This window comes from Mesorhizobium temperatum (genome assembly GCF_002284575.1).
Taxonomy (GTDB): Bacteria; Pseudomonadota; Alphaproteobacteria; order Rhizobiales; family Rhizobiaceae; genus Mesorhizobium; species Mesorhizobium temperatum.
On sequence record NZ_NPKJ01000060.1, the window covers coordinates 275,228 to 292,283 of the forward strand.

General features: G+C 64.3%; 14 protein-coding genes and 1 riboswitch. Of the genes, 5 read left to right on the forward strand and 9 right to left on the reverse strand.

Going from position 1 to position 17,056, the window contains the following annotated elements:
* Position 1: 1 nt before the first annotated feature.
* From nuoG to CIT26_RS22870, 9 genes are all read right to left on the reverse strand, one after another.
* Entirely contained in the window at positions 2-2,083 is a 2,082-nt protein-coding gene (nuoG, locus tag CIT26_RS22830; protein WP_095494645.1) for an NADH-quinone oxidoreductase subunit NuoG, read from the reverse strand.
* Between the two features lie 74 nt (positions 2,084-2,157).
* The gene (locus CIT26_RS22835; RefSeq protein WP_095494646.1) at positions 2,158-2,847 is read right to left on the reverse strand and encodes an NADH-quinone oxidoreductase subunit E; all 690 of its coding nucleotides are present in this window, start codon (positions 2,845-2,847) and stop codon (positions 2,158-2,160) included.
* Positions 2,848-2,976: 129 nt separating this feature from the next.
* Positions 2,977-4,281: an NADH-quinone oxidoreductase subunit NuoF gene (nuoF, locus tag CIT26_RS22840; protein ID WP_095494647.1), complete on the reverse strand. Its 1,305-nt coding sequence runs from the start codon at positions 4,279-4,281 to the stop codon at positions 2,977-2,979.
* 9 nt (positions 4,282-4,290) lie between these two features.
* The gene (locus CIT26_RS22845; protein WP_095494648.1) at positions 4,291-5,616 is read right to left on the reverse strand and encodes an NADH-quinone oxidoreductase subunit E; all 1,326 of its coding nucleotides are present in this window, start codon (positions 5,614-5,616) and stop codon (positions 4,291-4,293) included.
* 20 nt (positions 5,617-5,636) lie between these two features.
* Entirely contained in the window at positions 5,637-6,008 is a 372-nt protein-coding gene (locus CIT26_RS22850; RefSeq protein ID WP_095494649.1) for a hypothetical protein, read from the reverse strand.
* A gap of 2 nt (positions 6,009-6,010) precedes the next feature.
* Positions 6,011-7,201: an NADH-quinone oxidoreductase subunit D gene (locus tag CIT26_RS22855; protein WP_095494650.1), complete on the reverse strand. Its 1,191-nt coding sequence runs from the start codon at positions 7,199-7,201 to the stop codon at positions 6,011-6,013.
* Positions 7,202-7,798, reverse strand: coding sequence for an NADH-quinone oxidoreductase subunit C (locus CIT26_RS22860; protein WP_167391515.1), 597 nt, complete (start codon positions 7,796-7,798; stop codon positions 7,202-7,204). It abuts the gene before it with no gap.
* Positions 7,799-7,806: 8 nt separating this feature from the next.
* On the reverse strand, positions 7,807-8,388 hold the full coding sequence (locus CIT26_RS22865) for a NuoB/complex I 20 kDa subunit family protein (RefSeq protein ID WP_027156092.1): 582 nt from the start codon (positions 8,386-8,388) through the stop codon (positions 7,807-7,809).
* Entirely contained in the window at positions 8,379-8,744 is a 366-nt protein-coding gene (locus tag CIT26_RS22870; RefSeq protein WP_023798850.1) for an NADH-quinone oxidoreductase subunit A, read from the reverse strand. The genes CIT26_RS22865 and CIT26_RS22870 overlap by 10 nt, the downstream gene beginning before the upstream one ends.
* A gap of 336 nt (positions 8,745-9,080) precedes the next feature.
* Here CIT26_RS22870 and CIT26_RS22875 point away from each other — a divergent pair, with 336 nt between their 5' ends.
* The 5 genes from CIT26_RS22875 to cobG all read left to right on the forward strand — a co-directional run bounded on the left by CIT26_RS22875 (position 9,081) and on the right by cobG (position 17,056).
* A complete protein-coding gene (locus tag CIT26_RS22875; RefSeq protein WP_095494651.1) occupies positions 9,081-10,280 on the forward strand; it encodes a winged helix-turn-helix domain-containing protein in 1,200 nt (399 codons plus the stop codon).
* Between the two features lie 29 nt (positions 10,281-10,309).
* A riboswitch (cobalamin riboswitch) is annotated at positions 10,310-10,513 on the forward strand.
* A gap of 38 nt (positions 10,514-10,551) precedes the next feature.
* Complete coding sequence (locus CIT26_RS22880; RefSeq protein ID WP_095494652.1) at positions 10,552-10,980, forward strand: DUF1636 family protein; 429 nt, start codon at positions 10,552-10,554, stop codon at positions 10,978-10,980.
* Positions 10,977-12,014, forward strand: coding sequence for a cobalamin biosynthesis protein CobW (gene cobW / locus CIT26_RS22885; RefSeq protein WP_095494653.1), 1,038 nt, complete (start codon positions 10,977-10,979; stop codon positions 12,012-12,014). The genes CIT26_RS22880 and cobW overlap by 4 nt, the downstream gene beginning before the upstream one ends.
* Positions 12,015-12,032: 18 nt before the next feature.
* Positions 12,033-15,560 carry a cobaltochelatase subunit CobN gene (gene cobN / locus CIT26_RS22890; protein ID WP_095494654.1) on the forward strand — a complete coding sequence of 1,176 codons (3,528 nt, stop codon included), beginning with the start codon at positions 12,033-12,035 and terminating at the stop codon, positions 15,558-15,560.
* Positions 15,557-17,056, forward strand: a complete 1,500-nt coding sequence (cobG, locus tag CIT26_RS22895) for a precorrin-3B synthase (protein ID WP_095494655.1) — start codon at positions 15,557-15,559, stop codon at positions 17,054-17,056. The genes cobN and cobG overlap by 4 nt, the downstream gene beginning before the upstream one ends.

Sequence of the window (17,056 nt, forward strand, 5' to 3'; positions counted from 1 at the left end):
CTTATTCCGCCGCCTGCCTGAAGCCGTTTTTCGCCAGCGCCGAGCATTCCGCCATCACCGCGGAAGCCCGCGCGATCGGGTTGGTCAGGTAAAAGTCCTTGACCGGCGATGTGAAGGCGCCCTTGTTAAGCCGCCCGCCGAGCTTCGCCACCTTGGCGATATCGTCAGCGTTGCCGGCCGCGACCTGGTCGATGCGCGCGAGATGCGGGTATTCGCCATAGAGCTTTGCGCGAAGCTGCGGCAGCGAATCGAACGACAACTTCTTGCCCAGCACATCCGACAGCGCCCGCAGGATCGCCCAGTCCTCGCGCGCATCGCCCGGCGCGAAGCCGGCACGGTTGGTCTGCTGCACGCGGCCCTCGGTGTTGACGTAGGTGCCCGACTTTTCGGTATAGGCGGCGCCCGGGAGGATGACGTCGGCGCGGTGCGCGCCGTGGTCGCCATGCGTGCCGATATAGACGACGAAGGCGCCGCCGGTCTTGGCCATGGCGATCTCATCGGCGCCGAGCAGGAACAGCACGTCCATATCGCCCAGCATGCCGGCGACGTTCTTGCCGCCCTCGCCCGGCACAAAGCCGACATCAAGACCGCCGACGCGCCCCGCCGCAGTGTGCAGCACGGCAAAGCCGTTCCAGCCGGCTCTCGCGGCATTGACGGCGATGGCAAGCTTGGCCGCCTGGCCGAGCACGGCCGCGCCATCTGAACGTGCCAGCGCACCTTGGCCGACGATAACAAGCGGATGCGTCGCCTTCTTCAGCACCTGGAAGAACTTGCCATTGCCGTCGGCCAGATCCTTCAGCGATTCCGTCCCGGCGCCGAGCTGTTCATAGTCGTAGCGCGTATCGCCGACATCGCCGATGACGCCGACCGGCAGGTTGCCGACCCGCCAGCGCTTGCGGATGCGAGCGTTGAGCAAGGACGCTTCGAAGCGCGGATTGGCGCCGATGATCAGCACCGCGTCGGCCTGCTCGATGCCCTCGATGGTCGGGTTGAAGATATAGCTTGCTCGGCCGAGCGACGGATCGAGCGCGGCGCCATCCTGGCGGCAGTCGGTGTTCTTCGAGCCGAGCGAGGCCATCAGCAGCTTCAGCGCATAGATCTCCTCGACGGCGGCGAGATCACCGGCAATGGCGCCGATCTTGTCGGGTGCGGTGCTCGACACCGCTTCCTTGATCGCGGAGAAAGCCTCGGCCCAGCTTGCAGGGGTCAGCTTGCCGTTCTTGCGGACGTATGGCCGGTCGAGGCGCTGAGTGCGCAAGCCGTCCCAGATGAAGCGGGTCTTGTCGGAAATCCACTCCTCGTTCACCGCCTCGTTGGTGCGCGGCAGGATGCGCATCACCTCGCGGCCTCTGGAATCGACGCGGATCGCCGAGCCGACGGCATCCATAACATCGATGGATTCGGTCTTGGTCAGCTCCCACGGCCGCGCCTGGAAGGCGTAGGGTTTGGAGGTCAGCGCACCGACCGGGCAAAGGTCGATGACGTTGCCCTGCAGTTCCGAGGTCATCGCGCTTTCGAGATAGGTGGTGATCTCGGCGTCCTCGCCGCGGCCGATCAGGCCGAGCTCTGAAATGCCGGCGATTTCGGTGGTGAAGCGGACGCAGCGCGTGCAATGGATGCAACGGTTCATGATCGTCTTGACCAGCGGCCCGACATATTTGTCTTCGACCGCCCGCTTGTTCTCGTGATAGCGCGAGGAATCGACGCCGAACGCCATCGCCTGGTCCTGCAGGTCGCACTCGCCGCCCTGGTCGCAGATCGGGCAATCGAGCGGATGGTTGATCAGCAGGAATTCCATCACGCCTTCCCTGGCCTTCTTGACCATCGGCGTGTTGGTGAAGATTTCCGGCGTTTCGCCATTCGGTCCCGGGCGCAGATCGCGCACGCCCATGGCACAGGATGCCTGCGGCTTGGGCGGCCCGCCCTTCACCTCGATCAGGCACATGCGGCAATTGCCGGCGATCGACAGCCGCTCATGGAAGCAGAAGCGCGGCACTTCCGCGCCGGCGTCCTCGGCTGCCTGCAGCAGCGTGTAGTGGTCGGGTACAGTAATCTCTTTCCCGTCGACCTTGAGCTTTGCCATGTCGTCTCAAACCCCTGCGGACATTCCGCAATCTTTCTTTCCGGGCGCAGCCGAAACCGCGCCCGGCATTGAATTCAATGTTTGGCCGCGGCCAGCACCGCCGCCTGGCCAAGCCAATTGTCGCGATCGATGCGGCCCTTGAACGACAGATAGTCGTCGACCCAGGCGATCTCTTCCGGCGTCCATGCCGCGATCTGGCCGTACGTCCAGATGCCCAAGCCGTGCAGCACCTCTTCCAGCTTCGGCCCGATGCCCGATATCGCCTTGAGGTCGGCCGGATTTTCCGGACGATCCATGGCCTTGGGCTGCTTGAAGTCCTCCGGCATCAACCCGGTCGGTGCGGCAGCCGCATCCACCACGCTGCGTGCATCATCCATGCTGCTCGCGGCTATGTCGTTCACGTCCCTGGCGAAGGACTGCGCCTCGGCGATCAAGGTTTTCGTCGCCGCGCGCGCCTTGGTCGAGGAGCTCGTCCCTGTCTCGGAAAAGCGTTCGACCCTGGCATCGAAATCGTCGATGATCGGCTGGAAGAGCCGCTGCGAGGCCTCGACGGCGCCCGAGAGCACGCCCATCCACACCCCAAAGGCATGATTGGCAAGCCCGATGCCGAGCGCCGACATCGCTGCCGCCCCCGCGACAGGATGCGCCAGGAGATTGACGGCGCTCGCCATCTCCTTCGGCATCATCCTGGTCAGGTCCTGGTTCATCTTCTCGAACGGGTCCAAATCTGGCATCAAATGATCGGGTCTCGAATTCAGCGACATAGGTGGTCTCCTGGTCGTTTCTTCCGTATGCCCCGGGCCTGTTTCCTCAAGTCGGGCGAATGCCCGTATTTCAAATCGGGCACTCGCCCGCATTCCAATCGGGCATTCGCCCTTCTTTCAAATTCTTGTCTATTCCGCCGCCACCATCACCGGCTCAGTCCGGTGCGCATTGCGCGAAAACTCGTCGATACGCCGCTCCACCTCGCCGCGGAAATGCCGCATCAGGCCCTGGATCGGCCACGCCGCCGCATCGCCCAGCGCGCAGATCGTGTGGCCTTCGACCTGCTTGGTCACATCGAGCAGCATGTCGATCTCACGCTTCTGCGCCTCGCCGCGCACCAGCCGCTCCATCACCCGCCACATCCAGCCGGTGCCTTCGCGGCACGGGGTGCACTGGCCGCAGCTCTCGTGCTTGTAAAAATAGGAAAGCCGCGCGATCGCCTTCACGATATCGGTCGATTTGTCCATGACGATGACAGCCGCCGTGCCGAGGCCCGATTTTAGGTCGCGCAGCGCATCGAAATCCATCGGCGCGTCGATGATCTGCTCCGCCGGCACCAGCGGCACCGAAGCGCCGCCTGGAATGACCGCCAGCAGATTGTCCCAGCCACCGCGAATGCCGCCGCAATGCGTCTCGATCAGTTCGCGGAACGGGATCGACATCGCTTCTTCGACGGTGCACGGATTGTTGACGTGGCCGGAAATGCAGAACAGCTTGGTGCCGACATTGTTGGGCCGGCCGATGGACGAGAACCAGGCAGCGCCGCGGCGCAAAATGGTCGGTGCCACGGCGATCGACTCGACATTGTTGACCGTCGTCGGGCAGCCATAGAGGCCGACATTGGCCGGGAATGGCGGCTTCAGCCGCGGCTGGCCCTTCTTGCCTTCGAGGCTTTCGAGCAGCGCCGTTTCCTCGCCGCAGATATAGGCGCCGGCGCCATGGTGCATGTAGATGTCGAAATCGTAGCCGGAGGTGTTGTTCTTGCCGATCAGCTTGGCCTCATAGGCCTCGTCGATGGCGCGCTGCAGCGCCTCGCGCTCGCGGATGAACTCGCCGCGCACATAGATGTAGGCGGCGATCGCGCCCATGGCGAAGCCGGCGATCAGGCAGCCCTCGACCAGCGTGTGCGGGTCATGGCGCAATATGTCGCGGTCCTTGCAGGTGCCGGGCTCGGATTCGTCGGCATTGACGACGAGATAGCTCGGCCGGCCGTCGCTCTGTTTGGGCATGAACGACCATTTCAGCCCGGTCGGGAAGCCGGCGCCGCCGCGGCCGCGCAAGCCTGACGCCTTCATCTCGTTGACGATCCAGTCGCGCCCCTTGGCGATGATGCCGGGCGTGTTGTCCCAGGCGCCGCGCGCCATTGCGCCGGCCAGCGACTTGTCGAAGCGGCCGTAGATGTTGTTGAAGATGCGGTCTCTATCCTGAAGCATGTTCGTTCCTCAGACCGGCTTCTTGCCGAAGACGCGGATATATTCGGCGACCCCGCCCTTGGCGAGCGCCTTGGCCTGCTTGACCCAGTCTTCGCGCTCGATGCGGCCGTGGAAGCTGAGATAGCCGTCGACCCACTCGCGCTCGGCCTTCCTCCAGGACGCGACTTGCGCGTAGGTAAAGATGCCAAGCGAATGCAGGATACCTTCGATCGTTGGGCCGACGCCTGAGATCAGCTTGAGATCGTCGACCAGTGCCGGCCTCGCGATGCCGACCGGGCGGTTCTTGTCGTCGAGCGAAGGCTTGGCAGGCTTGGCATTGGTCGTCTTGGCGGCGCCGGCAGCGCCGAGCTGTGCGCCCTTGGCTTCCGGCGCCTTGAAAGCGGCCGCTGGCTCAGCCTTGACTATGGGACCGCTGCGCTGTTTCGAAACCTTTTCGACTTCCGGCGCGGCCTTGTTGGCATTGGCGGCCGAATGCCGCGGTGCGGCGACGCTCGCCGCCTTTTCGGTCTCTGGTGCGACCTTGACCGGCGAAGGCGACTTCAGCGCCGGGCTGGTTTCGGGCGCATCGGTCTTCGGCTTGCTGGCTTTCGACGGCGCTACGGGGGCAGCCGGTGCCTGTACGGCCGGAGCCGCCGGCGTCGCGACAATTGCCGCTGGTGCTGCCTCCCTGGCGGCTTTGGCCGCCGCCTTGGCTTCCCTGTCGCGAGTCGTCTTCAGGATTGCCTTTTCGCTCTTCAGCGTCGTCAGACCGGTGATCGGCTCGGAGGTGATGCGGCCGTTCTGCGGCCCCGGCGTTACCGAGGCGCCTTTGCCGGCATCATAGAGGTCGATGATCTCGGCAAGCCGTTCCGGCGTCAGGTCCTCGAACGTATCCTTGAAAATCATCACCATCGGCGCGTTGACGCAGGCGCCGAGGCATTCCACCTCTTCCCACGACAGCGTGCCCTTGTCGTTGGTATGGAACTGGTCGTGATGGATCTTCGACCGGCACACATCCATCAGCGCTTCCGAGCCGCGCAGCATGCAGGGCGTGGTGCCGCAGACCTGGATATGCGCGCGGGTGCCGACCGGATTGAGTTGGTACTGCGTGTAGAAGGTCGCGACTTCGAGCCCCCTGATGTAGGGCATGCCGAGCATGTCGGAGATCGTCTCGATCGCCGCCTTGGTCACCCAGCCTTCCTGCTCCTGCGCCAGCATCAGCAACGGGATGATCGCGGACTGCTCGCGGCCCTTCGGATACTTCTTGATCCATTGCTTCGCCGCTGCCGCATTCGCCCGGTTGAAGGCGAAGGAGGCTGGCTGGAGGCTGGCTTCTGCGAGACGGCGGACTGACATGATTTTCGCTTTGTTGTTTCTTATTGAACCGAGCTAGAGACGCGATAGCAGTTCTCAGATTGCCCTAGCACGCACACAAACTCTTCTTTCCCGCGCTTCAGGCGGATGTATTCGTCATAACGATCGCCAACCCAGGAAACACAATAAGGCCGCGGCCGGCTGGGCACCTCGGCAACGAACGAATCCAGCTGGCACTGCGGAAAGGAATGAAGAAGTATCCCCTCATCCATCGGTGCATGTCTCTCGAACGTGCGCCCCATCAACAAGTCACCTTCCGCAACCAGCTCAAACCCAATCTTGAGAAGGTCTCGTGACAGCAGCCGACCATCGGGGCCCCAAGCAGGAACTTGGGCCGCCATTGTCAGGACCGCTGCGGTGACAAGCGCGTTCATTGCTACCGGTCAACCTCCCCGAAAACGATATCGAGGGAGCCGAGAACGGCGGTGACGTCGGCCAGCATGTGGCCGCGGCACAAAAAGTCCATGGCCTGCAGATGCGCGAAGCCCGGCGCCCGCAGCTTGCAGCGATAGGGCTTGTTGGTGCCGTCGGAGACGAGATAGACGCCGAACTCGCCCTTCGGCGCTTCGACCGCCGCATAGACCTCGCCCGCCGGCACGCGGTAGCCCTCGGTGTAGAGCTTGAAGTGATGGATCAGCGCCTCCATCGAACGCTTCATCGCCGCACGCTTCGGCGGCACCACTTTGCCGTCGAGGTTCGACACCGGCCCTGTGCCTTCTTTGCCGAGCAGCAGGTCGACGCACTGGCGCATGATTTTCGCCGACTGGCGCATCTCTTCCATGCGCACGAGGTAACGGTCGAAGCAGTCGCCGTTCTTGCCGATTGGAATGTCGAAATCCATCTCGGCATAGCATTCGTAAGGCTGCGACTTGCGCAGATCCCAGGCGACGCCGGATCCGCGCACCATGACGCCCGAAAAGCCCCAGGCCCAGGCATCGGCCAGTGAGACGGTGCCGATGTCGACGTTGCGCTGCTTGAAGATGCGGTTGCCGGTCAGCAGTGCGTCGAGATCGTCGAGCGATTTCAGGAACGGGTCGATCCAGTTGCCGATATCCTCGACCAGCTGCTGCGGCAGGTCCTGGTGGACGCCGCCGGGCCGGAAATAGGCCGCATGCATGCGCGAGCCACTGGCCCGCTCATAGAATACCATGAGTTTTTCGCGCTCAACGAAGCCCCACAGGGGCGGCGTCAGCGCGCCGACATCCATCGCCTGCGTCGTCACATTGAGAATGTGCGACATGATGCGGCCGATCTCGCAATAGAGCACGCGGATGAGCTGGCCGCGCTTCGGCACCTCGATGCCGAGCAGCCGCTCGGCGGCCAGCGCAAAGGCATGCTCCTGGTTCATCGGTGCGCAATAGTCGAGCCGGTCGAGATAAGGCACCGCCTGCAGATAGGTTTTGGCTTCGATCAGCTTTTCAGTGCCGCGATGCAACAGTCCAATATGCGGATCGACGCGATCGACGACTTCGCCATCGAGCTCCAGCACGAGGCGCAAAACGCCATGCGCTGCCGGATGTTGCGGGCCGAAATTGATGTTGAAGTTGCGAACGGAGGTTTCAGCCATTTACTGCTTTGCCTTCTCATCCCCCGGAAGCACGTAATCCGTACCTTCCCACGGGGACAGAAAATCGAAATTGCGGAATTCCTGCTTGAGCTCGACCGGCTCGTAGATGACCCGCTTGGCCTCGTCGTCGTAGCGCACCTCGACGAAACCGGTCAGTGGAAAGTCCTTGCGCAGCGGATGACCTTCGAAGCCGTAATCGGTCAAAATCCGCCTGAGATCAGGATGGCCCGAAAACAGCACACCGTAGAGATCGTAGGTTTCGCGTTCGAACCAGTCGGCGCCGGGATAAACGCCGGTGATCGACGGCACCACCGTCTCTTCGTCGGCCTGGACCTTGATGCGGATACGAATATTCTGCTTCGGCGACAGCAGGTGATAGACGACGTCGAAGCGCTTGGCCCGCGATGGATAATCGGCGCCGCAGACGTCGATGATCGAAATGAACTGGCATTTTGGATCGTCGCGCAGGAACGTCACCACCTCGATCAGATCCTGCGGCTCGACCGAGATGGTGAGTTCGCCATAGGCAAACACCGCTTCGCCGATCCGGCCGCTCAGCTTCTCGCCGAGATAGGTCGAGAGTTCATTCAGGCTCATCATCCCGCTCACCGCTCGATCGTGCCGGTGCGGCGGATCTTCTTTTGCAACAGAAGGATACCGTAGAGCAGCGCTTCCGCACTCGGCGGACAGCCGGGCACATAGATGTCGACCGGCACGACGCGGTCGCAGCCGCGCACCACCGAATAGGAATAGTGGTAGTAGCCGCCGCCATTGGCGCAGGAGCCCATCGAGATGACGTAGCGCGGCTCCGGCATCTGGTCGTAGACCTTGCGCAGCGCCGGCGCCATCTTGTTGGTCAGCGTGCCGGCGACGATCATGATATCGGACTGGCGCGGCGACGCGCGAGGAGCAACACCGAACCTCTCCGAGTCATAGCGCGGCATCGAGGTGTGGATCATCTCGACCGCACAGCAGGCAAGGCCGAAGGTCATGAACATCAGCGAGCCGCTGCGGGCCCAGGTGATCAGCGCCTCGGTGGAGGTGACGAGAAAACCCTTGTCGGCAAGCTCGTTGTTGATCTCGAGGAAGAAAGGATCATTCGCCCCCACCGGCTTTCCGGTGCTGGGGTCGAGAATGCCTTTTGGCTTCGGCGCGACGAGCGTGCCGGAATTGTCGCTCAATCCCATTCCAGCGCTCCTTTCTTCCATTCATAGGCAAAGCCGATGGTCAGCACCGCCAAAAACACCATCATCGACCAGAAACCGAGCATGCCGATCTGGCTGAAAGACACTGCCCACGGAAACAGGAAGGCCACCTCCAGATCGAAGATGATGAACAGGATCGACACCAGGTAGAAGCGGATATCGAACTTCATGCGGGCGTCGTCGAACGAGTTGAAGCCGCACTCATAGGCGGAAAGCTTTTCCGGATCTGGGTTGCGGTAGGCCACCAGGAAGGGTGCGGCAAGCAGCGCCAGGCCGACGACCAGCGCCACGCCGATGAACAGGACGATGGGCAGGTACGAACTCAACAATGCGTTCATGCTGCAGCTTTCCGTTGGCGGCCAATCCACTCTGATTACAGCACCGGACCCACTTGCGGAAGCGTGACAGTTTAACCACTGAACCGTTTTAGGGGGCTCTATGCTGCAACGCGGCGAGGGTTAGCGCAGGGCTTTCGGCGAAGCAAGTCAAACCTTGTTCAAAACACGGTGCTCGACGGCATATCCGGATAAACTGGTCCAGTCCGCTCCTGTTTGATTTCCTTCACTTTTTACTCCACTTTTCTCTCCTGACATAGATGCCGCCAAAACCCTGCTAGTATGGCGCGGAATCATCTCTCCCACCTTTGGTCGAAACGCCAACAGAGTGCCGTCTGCATGAAGGAAAAAATCTCGCTCGCCATGGCCCGGCGCGTCGCGCTTGCTGCACAGGGGTTTGCCGATCCTCGCCCTAACAGCACGCCTGATCGCCGCCATCTAGCCCGTGTCCTTGGCCGGACCGGCCTGCTGCAGATCGATTCCGTCAGCGCGGTGGTGCGCGCCCACTATATGCCGCTCTATTCGCGGCTTGGCCCCTACCCGCTTGCGCTGCTCGACAACGCAGCCGTGACGCGCAAGCGCACGGTCTTCGAATATTGGGCGCACGAAGCCTCCTTTCTGCCGGTCGAAACCTATCCGCTGATGCGCTGGCGCATGGAACGGGCCGAGCGTGGCGAGGAGATGTATAACGGGCTGGCCAAGTGGGGCCGCGAACGCGCCGCCTACATTGAGGACATTTATCGCGAGGTGGTCGAGCGCGGCCCGATTGCTGCTTCCGCCCTCGAAGGCCAAAAGGGAAACGGCGGCTGGTGGGGCTGGAGCGACGCCAAGCACGCTTTCGAATGGCTGTTCTGGGCCGGCCGTATCACCACGGCATCGCGTCGTGGCTTCGAGCGGCTTTATGATCTGCCGGAGCGCGTGCTGCCGCCGGCAGTACTTGCCTTGCCGGTGCCCTCCCCGGAGGATGCGCACCGCGAATTGCTGCGCATTTCCGCCCGCGCCCACGGCGTCGCGACAGCGAGCGACCTGCGGGACTATTTCCGCCTCTCCCCGGCCGACATCAACGGTCGCATCGAGGAACTGGTCGACACAGGTGATCTTTTGCCGGTTCGCGTCGAAGGCTGGGACAAAACAGCCTACCTTCACAAGGACGCCCGTTTTCCACGCAAGATCGAGGCACGCGCTTTGCTCGCTCCGTTCGATCCGGTTGTCTTCGAGCGATCGCGTACGGAAAGACTGTTCGACTTCCGCTATCGCATCGAGATCTATACCCCTGCCGAAAAGCGCCAATACGGCTATTATGTGCTGCCGTTCCTGCTCGGCGAAAAGATCGTGGCGCGCATCGACCTCAAGGCCGACCGCCCCGCCGGCGTGCTGCGCGTCCATGCCGCCTATGCCGAGCCCGGCGCCCCGCCGCAAACCGCCGCCGCACTCTTCGAGGAGTTGAAGCTGATGCAGGGCTGGCTCGGCCTGGAACGCATCGACGTGGCGCCTGCGGGTGACCTGGGCCAACCGCTTGCCGACATTGCCGCGTCGTAGACGTGCGTTGACACGACTGCCTGCACAAGCCTAAATCCGGTCCAGACGGTCTCCTCTCGGCAAAGGGAGGAGCCAAGAGGGAATGCGGTGCGAAATTTCGATTTCAAATCCGCGGCTGTCCCCGCAACTGTAAGCGACGAGCCAAGGCCGAAAACCACTGGGACGGTCCCGGGAAGGCGGCACCAAGGCGATGACCCGCGAGCCAGGAGACCTGCCGTCTAGGACATAAGAATCCGATCGCCTGGCGGGTTTTCCGGGCAAGGAGCCTGATTTGGAACGCGACAGCAGTTTTTCGGCTGAGACAGCGGACGTATTGTCCGGCGATAGTGATGCCTTGGCCGGCGTCACCGTGATCGTCTGCGCCTCCTGCCGTGACGAGACCGGCTCCGACGGCCATCCCCGCGCCGGCCAATTGTTGGCCGAAGACACGCGCCGCGCTGTATCAGGCGAAAATATCCGTATCCGCACCGTCGAATGCCTTGGCAACTGCAAGCGCCGGCTGAGCGCGGCGATCCTGCGCGATGGCTGCTGGAGCTATGTCTTCGGCGACCTGAGCGCGACCAGCGGCGCCGATCTCGTCGCTGGCGCAAAGCTCTTCGCCACCTCGACGGACGGCCTCATTCCATGGCGCGGCCGCCCCGATTGCCTGAAGCGCGGCCTCGTCGCCCGCATCCCTCCCCTTGTGAAGGATCAGATATGACCACTTCCGTCTCCCGCGTGCCCTGCACCGTCGTCACCGGCTTCCTCGGCGCCGGCAAGACGACGCTGATCCGCCATCTGCTCGAAAACGCCGGCGGCAAGCGGCTGGCCATCATCGTCAACGAGTTCGGCGACATCGGCATCGACGGCGAGATCCTCAGGGGATGCGGCATCGACACCTGCCCCGAGGAAAATATCGTCGAACTGGCCAATGGCTGCATCTGCTGCACCGTTGCAGACGACTTTGTGCCGGCGCTCGACCAGATCCTGTCGCTGACGCCGAGGGTCGACCATATCCTGATCGAAACTTCCGGCCTCGCTTTGCCGAAGCCGCTGGTCCAGGCCTTCCAGTGGCCGACGGTGAAGAGCCGGGTCACGGTCGACGGCGTCATCGCCGTGGTCGACGGACCGGCGCTGGCTGATGGCCGCGTCGCCAACGACATGGACGCCCTGCAGGCGCAGCGCGCGCAGGACGAGACGCTCGACCACGACGATCCGGTCGAGGAGGTGTTCGAGGACCAGCTCGCCTGCGCCGACCTGATTATTTTGTCGAAGAGTGACCTGATGGACGCTGCCGGCTCGGCCCGTGCCAATGCCATCATCGGCGAGCACACCGCGCGCGCGGTGAAGATCGTACCGACCTCGCAGGGTAAGGTCGATCCGTCCGTGCTGCTCGGCCTCGGCCTCGCCGTCGAGGACGATATCGAGAACCGCAAGACCCATCACGACGACGAGCTCGACCACGAGCATGACGATTTTGACTCGTTCGTCATCGACATTCCGTCGATCGCCAATCCCGATGAGCTGGCTTTGCGCGTCGCTACCGCGGCCGAGGAAGAAAACGTGCTGCGCGTCAAGGGTTTCGTCGAGGTCGGCGGCAAGCCGATGCGGCTGTTGCTGCAGGCTGTCGGTCCGCGCGTCAATCACTATTACGACCGCGCCTGGACCGCTGAGGACGACCGCCGCTCGCGCCTCGTCGTCATCGGCCTGAAAGGGCTGAACCGCCCGGCAATCGAGCGTATCCTCGCCGGCTGACCTCAGGCACGAGCCGCGATGCACATCCTCACCACAACATCCGCCTCGCTCGACGATCTCGCCGAGCCTGTTGATCTCAGGCAGACGCCTGCGGATGTCGTGGCGCTGTCTTTCACCGACAGCGATCTGGCCGGGCTGGCGGCGGCGTGGAAAGCAGACGCGGATCGCCTGCCCTCGATGCGCCTGGCGGCTTTACGCGACCTGCGCCATCCGATGTCCGTCGATCTCTGGATCGACAGCGTCGCCCGGCACGCCAGGGTTGTTTTGGTTCGCATCCTCGGCGGTTACGACTGGTGGCGCTACGGCTGCGACCAACTCGCCTCGATCGCCCGCGCACGCGGCATAAAACTGGCGCTGCTGCCCGGCGAATGCCGCGACGAGGATCTCCGGCTGATCGAATGCTCGACGCTGCCGCGCGAAGAACTCGACGGCCTGCTGGGCTATTTTCGCGAAGGCGGCCCGGAGAATATGACGGCGCTGGTGCAGAGACTCGCGCGGCTGGCGGGATCGGAGGCGGCCGTTGCCGAGCCGGTTGTCGTGCCGAAGGCGGGATTTTACGAACCCGGACGCGGCGACGTCCCCCTCCCCCTTGAGGGGAGGGTCCGGCCGCAGGCCGGGGGTGGGGTCGCCTGTGAAGTGCGCCAACAGCAAAAAACGTCGAGCACTGCCGCAACGACCCCACCCGGCCCTGCGGGCCACCCTCCCCTCGAGGGGGACGTCGTGCCAATTCTCTTTTACCGTTCGATGCTGCTCGCCGCCGATGTCGCGCCGATCGATGCATTGTTCGAAGCGCTGCGGCAGCGCGGCATGGCCCCCGTGCCGATCTTCGTCTCCAGCCTCAAGGATCCGGTCTCGCTGGCCTTTGTAGAGACCGCGCTTGCCGCGCTAAACCCTGCCGCGATCATCGCGGCGACGGCGTTCGCCTCGGGCGCCGAGCCCGGCGTCGAAACCCTGTTCGACCGCGCCGGCGTGCCGGTGTTCCAGGTCATCGTCGCGACGACACGCCGTGACATCTGGCAAAACAACCAGCGCGGCCTGGCGCCTGCCGACCTCGCCATGCATGTCGTCCTCCCCGAACTCGACGGCCGCATCCTTGCCGGCGCCATTTCCTTCAAGGGCGAAAGCGAGGTCGATCCCGCATTGGCTTTCCGCGCCTTCGCCAACCGGCCGGAGCCGGACCGCGTCGCGCAGGTGGCGAACCGTGTCCAAGCCTTCATCCGCCTGCAGCGTACGCCGCGCGCGGAACGCAAGCTGGCCATCCTGATCCCCGACTATCCGAGCGCCCCCGGCCGCACCGGCTACGCCGTCGGCCTCGACGTGCCGTCCAGCGTGCTGGCGATGCTGCACGACCTGAGCGAACAGGGCTACACCGTTGAAGGGATTCCGCAAACGCCGCGCGCGTTGCTGGAGATGCTGGAGCTTGGCGGGCAGGGATTGAGCCTGAACGACTATCGCGATTTTTATCAGGCCCTCCCAACTGCGGCAGTGAGGGTCGTCGAAAAGGCATGGGGGTCGCCAGACAGTGAGACGACCATCAATGCGCCCCCCTCTGTCCTGTCCGGCAGGACAGAGGGGGGCGCGAAGGAACGCCAACCTTCGATCCCAGCAAACAACAGGCGATTCCCCTTCCGCGCCGCCACCTTCGGCAACATCACCGTAGCACTCGCCCCCGATCGCGGGCGCTCGGCCGACCGTCGCGCCGACTATCACGACCCGACATTGCCGCCGCGCCATGCGCTGATCGCTTTCGGCCTGTGGCTGCGCAAGTCGCTCGGTGTCCATGCCCTCGTCCATGTCGGCGCCCATGGCGCGCTGGAATGGCTGCCCGGGAAAACCGTGGCGCTCAGCGAATCCTGCTTCCCCGAGATCGTCACCGGTTCCCTGCCCGTCGTCTATCCCTTCATCGTCTCCAACCCGGGAGAGGCAGCACAAGCCAAGCGGCGCATTGCCGCCGTCACCCTCGGCCATTTGCCGCCGCCGCTGACCGGCGCCGGGCTCGACGAGAGCCAGCACCAGCTCGAACGGCTGGTCGACGAGTATGCCCAGGCTGACGGGCTCGACCGCCGCCGCCGCGACCGCCTGGCGAAGCTGATCGTCGAAACCGCGCAAAAGACCGGGCTCGCCTCCGAAGCCGGCGTCGCCGGAACCGACGCGCCCGATGAGGCGCTGCGCCGCGTCGACGCCTGGCTCTGCGACCTGAAGGATTTCGCCATCAAGGACGGCCTGCACATCTATGGCCGCTCGCCCGAGGGCGAGACCGATCCTTCGCGCCAGCAAAGTGCGGCGGCCGAAAAGTCTGCGCTGATCGCGGCCCTCGACGGCCGCCATGTCGCTGCCGGACCTGCCGGCGCGCCGGCGCGTGGCCGGCGCGATGTGCTGCCGACCGGCCGCAATCTGTTCACATCAGATCCACGCACCATGCCGACGCCGACATCCTTCGATCTCGGCAGGGCGGCCTCCGACGAGGTCTTGCGCAGCTACATGCAATCGCATGGCGACTGGCCGCGTTCGCTGGTCATCGACCTGTGGGGCTCGGCGTCGCTGCGCACCGGCGGCGAGGAGATCGCGCAAGGTCTGGCGCTGATGGGCTGCCGGCCGCAATGGGATTCCGCGACCGGCCGCGTCACCGGTATCGAGGTGCTGCCGCCGGCAACGCTTGGCCGCCCGCGCGTTGACGTCACCTGGCGGATTTCAGGCCTGTTCCGTGACATGTTCCCGACCCAGATCGCGCTGATCGACGCAGCCGCGACTGCTGTCGCGGCCCGTGACGAGGACGCTTCCGAAAACCCGCTCGCGGCAAGAACCCGTGCAGACGGGAAGATCAGCCCGCGCATTTTTGGCACTTCGCCCGGCACCTACGGCGCCGGCGTCGAGGAGTTGTTGTCGAGCGGCGACTGGGCCGCGCGCGAAGAGATCGGCCGCGCCTATCTCGACGCCACTTCGCATGCCTATGGCGGCGCCGACGGGGAAGGGATTTCGTCGCCAGGCGCGTTCGAGGATCGTGTCTCCGAGGCCGACCTTCTCGTCCATACCGGAGACGACCCCGGCCGCGATATTTTGGAAGGCTCCGCCGACGTCGCCTTCATCGGCGGCTTTTCGGCAGCACTTGCCGCGCTCGGCAAGAATGCGGACGTCATCGTGCTCGACACCACAGATCCGCAAAAGCCGAAGCCGCGCTCGGTTGGAGAAGCCGTATCTCGGGTAGTTCGCGCCCGCGCGGTCAACCCGCGCTTCATTGCCGGCCAGATGCGGCACGGTCCGCGCGGCGCTTCGGAATTCGCCGAGACGGTCGACCGGCTGGTCGGCTTCGCCGAGACCACCCATGCTATATCGGGCGCGCTGATCGAAGCCGTGCACGACGCCTATCTCGGCGACCCCGCGGTTCGTGCCTTCATCCTGCGCGAGAACCCTTCCGCCGCGAAGGTCATCGCCGAGCGGTTTCTGTCGGCGCGGCGCCGCGGTCTCTGGCATCCACTGCGCAATTCCATCGATGACGATCTCGCCGCACTGATCGCCGAGGCCCAGGCGCTGGGGGTGGCGGCATGAACGCCTTCTCCCGACGCGGCGCCTGCCCCGCTTTGTCTGCGCCGATGCAGACCGGCGACGGGCTTCTGGTGCGGCTCAACCCGGTCGCTGGAGGACTCTCGTCGAAATCCTTGATCCGACTCGGTGAATCGGCCTTGCGGCATGGCAACGGCATCATGGAAGTGACCGCACGTGGCAGCCTGCAGTTACGCGGCCTGACGCCGGCAAGCGCCCGGCTTCTGGCCGTCGAGGTCGATGCACTCGGCATCGCCGTGCGCACCGGCGTGCCGGTGGAGCACGGACCGCTGGCGGGGATCGACCCCGAAGAGATCGCAGATCCGCGCCCGCTGGCGGGGCGGATTCGCGAAGCCATCGAGGACGCTGGCGTTACGCAACGGGTTGGCCCGAAGGTCTCGGTGGTTGTCGACGGCGGCGGGCGACTTGGCATGGATGCCGTGACGGCCGACATCAGGCTGGTCGCGGTGCGGATTGATGCCGGAACGCAGTGGCAGGTGGCTGTCGCTGGCGACAGTCAGACTGCGACGCTACTCGTCATGGTCGAGGAAGATGCGGCCCGTGATATTGCCGTCGCGATTCTAAGGATGGTTGCTGAAAAAGGCCGCGAAGCCCATGCACGGGATTTGACGGAGAGGCAATTAAGATCTCTCACAAGCTGGCATTCCTTCGCGCCCCCCTCTGTCCTGCCGGACATCTCCCCCACTTGGGGGGAGATCGGCAGCTTCGCCGGCGGCTCCCCCTCGGCACCTTTGGCGATTGGCGAAAGCGGAGACGAGGGCGCAATCTCCCCCCAAGTGGGGGAGATGCCAAGTGGTGGCAAAGAGGGCAGGACAGAGGGGGGCGCCGTGGAGCGCCTTCCTGTGCCGGCTCGCTTCCCCATTGGCATTTTCGATCTGACAGCCGGCACCGCCCTCGGCATCGGCCTGCCCTTCGGCAGCATGCCAGCGCAAAAACTCATCGGCCTCACGCAACACGCCCTCACCCTGGGCGTCACCGAAATCCGCCTGGCACCTGGCCGCGCGCTGCTTTTCCTCGGCCTCTCCCCGACCGCCTGCCACTCGCTCCAGCGAGCCGCCACCACCCTCGGCTTCGTCACCGACGCCACCGACCCGCGCACGAAAATCGCCGCTTGCCCCGGTGCGCCGGCCTGCGCCTCTGGCCGGATCGCGACGCGCGACATTGCCGAGACCATCGCCGCAGAAAACCGTGACATCCTCGATTCCTCCTTCACGCTGCACATTTCCGGCTGCGCCAAGGGTTGCGCGCATCCCGGCGCGGCGGCGCTGACACTGGTCGGCGGCGAAAACGGGGCCGGACTTGTCGTGGACGGGACGGCGAAGGCCCTTCCTACCGGATACAGGCCGGGCTATGACGCCGCGCGCGGCGTTGGCGGCATTGCCGCAGCGATCCGCAAAGCACGACTTCGATGCGAGACCACCGCCGCCTGCCTGACAAGGCTTGGCGCGGCCGGTGTCACCGAACTCTACCGACAGGAATGA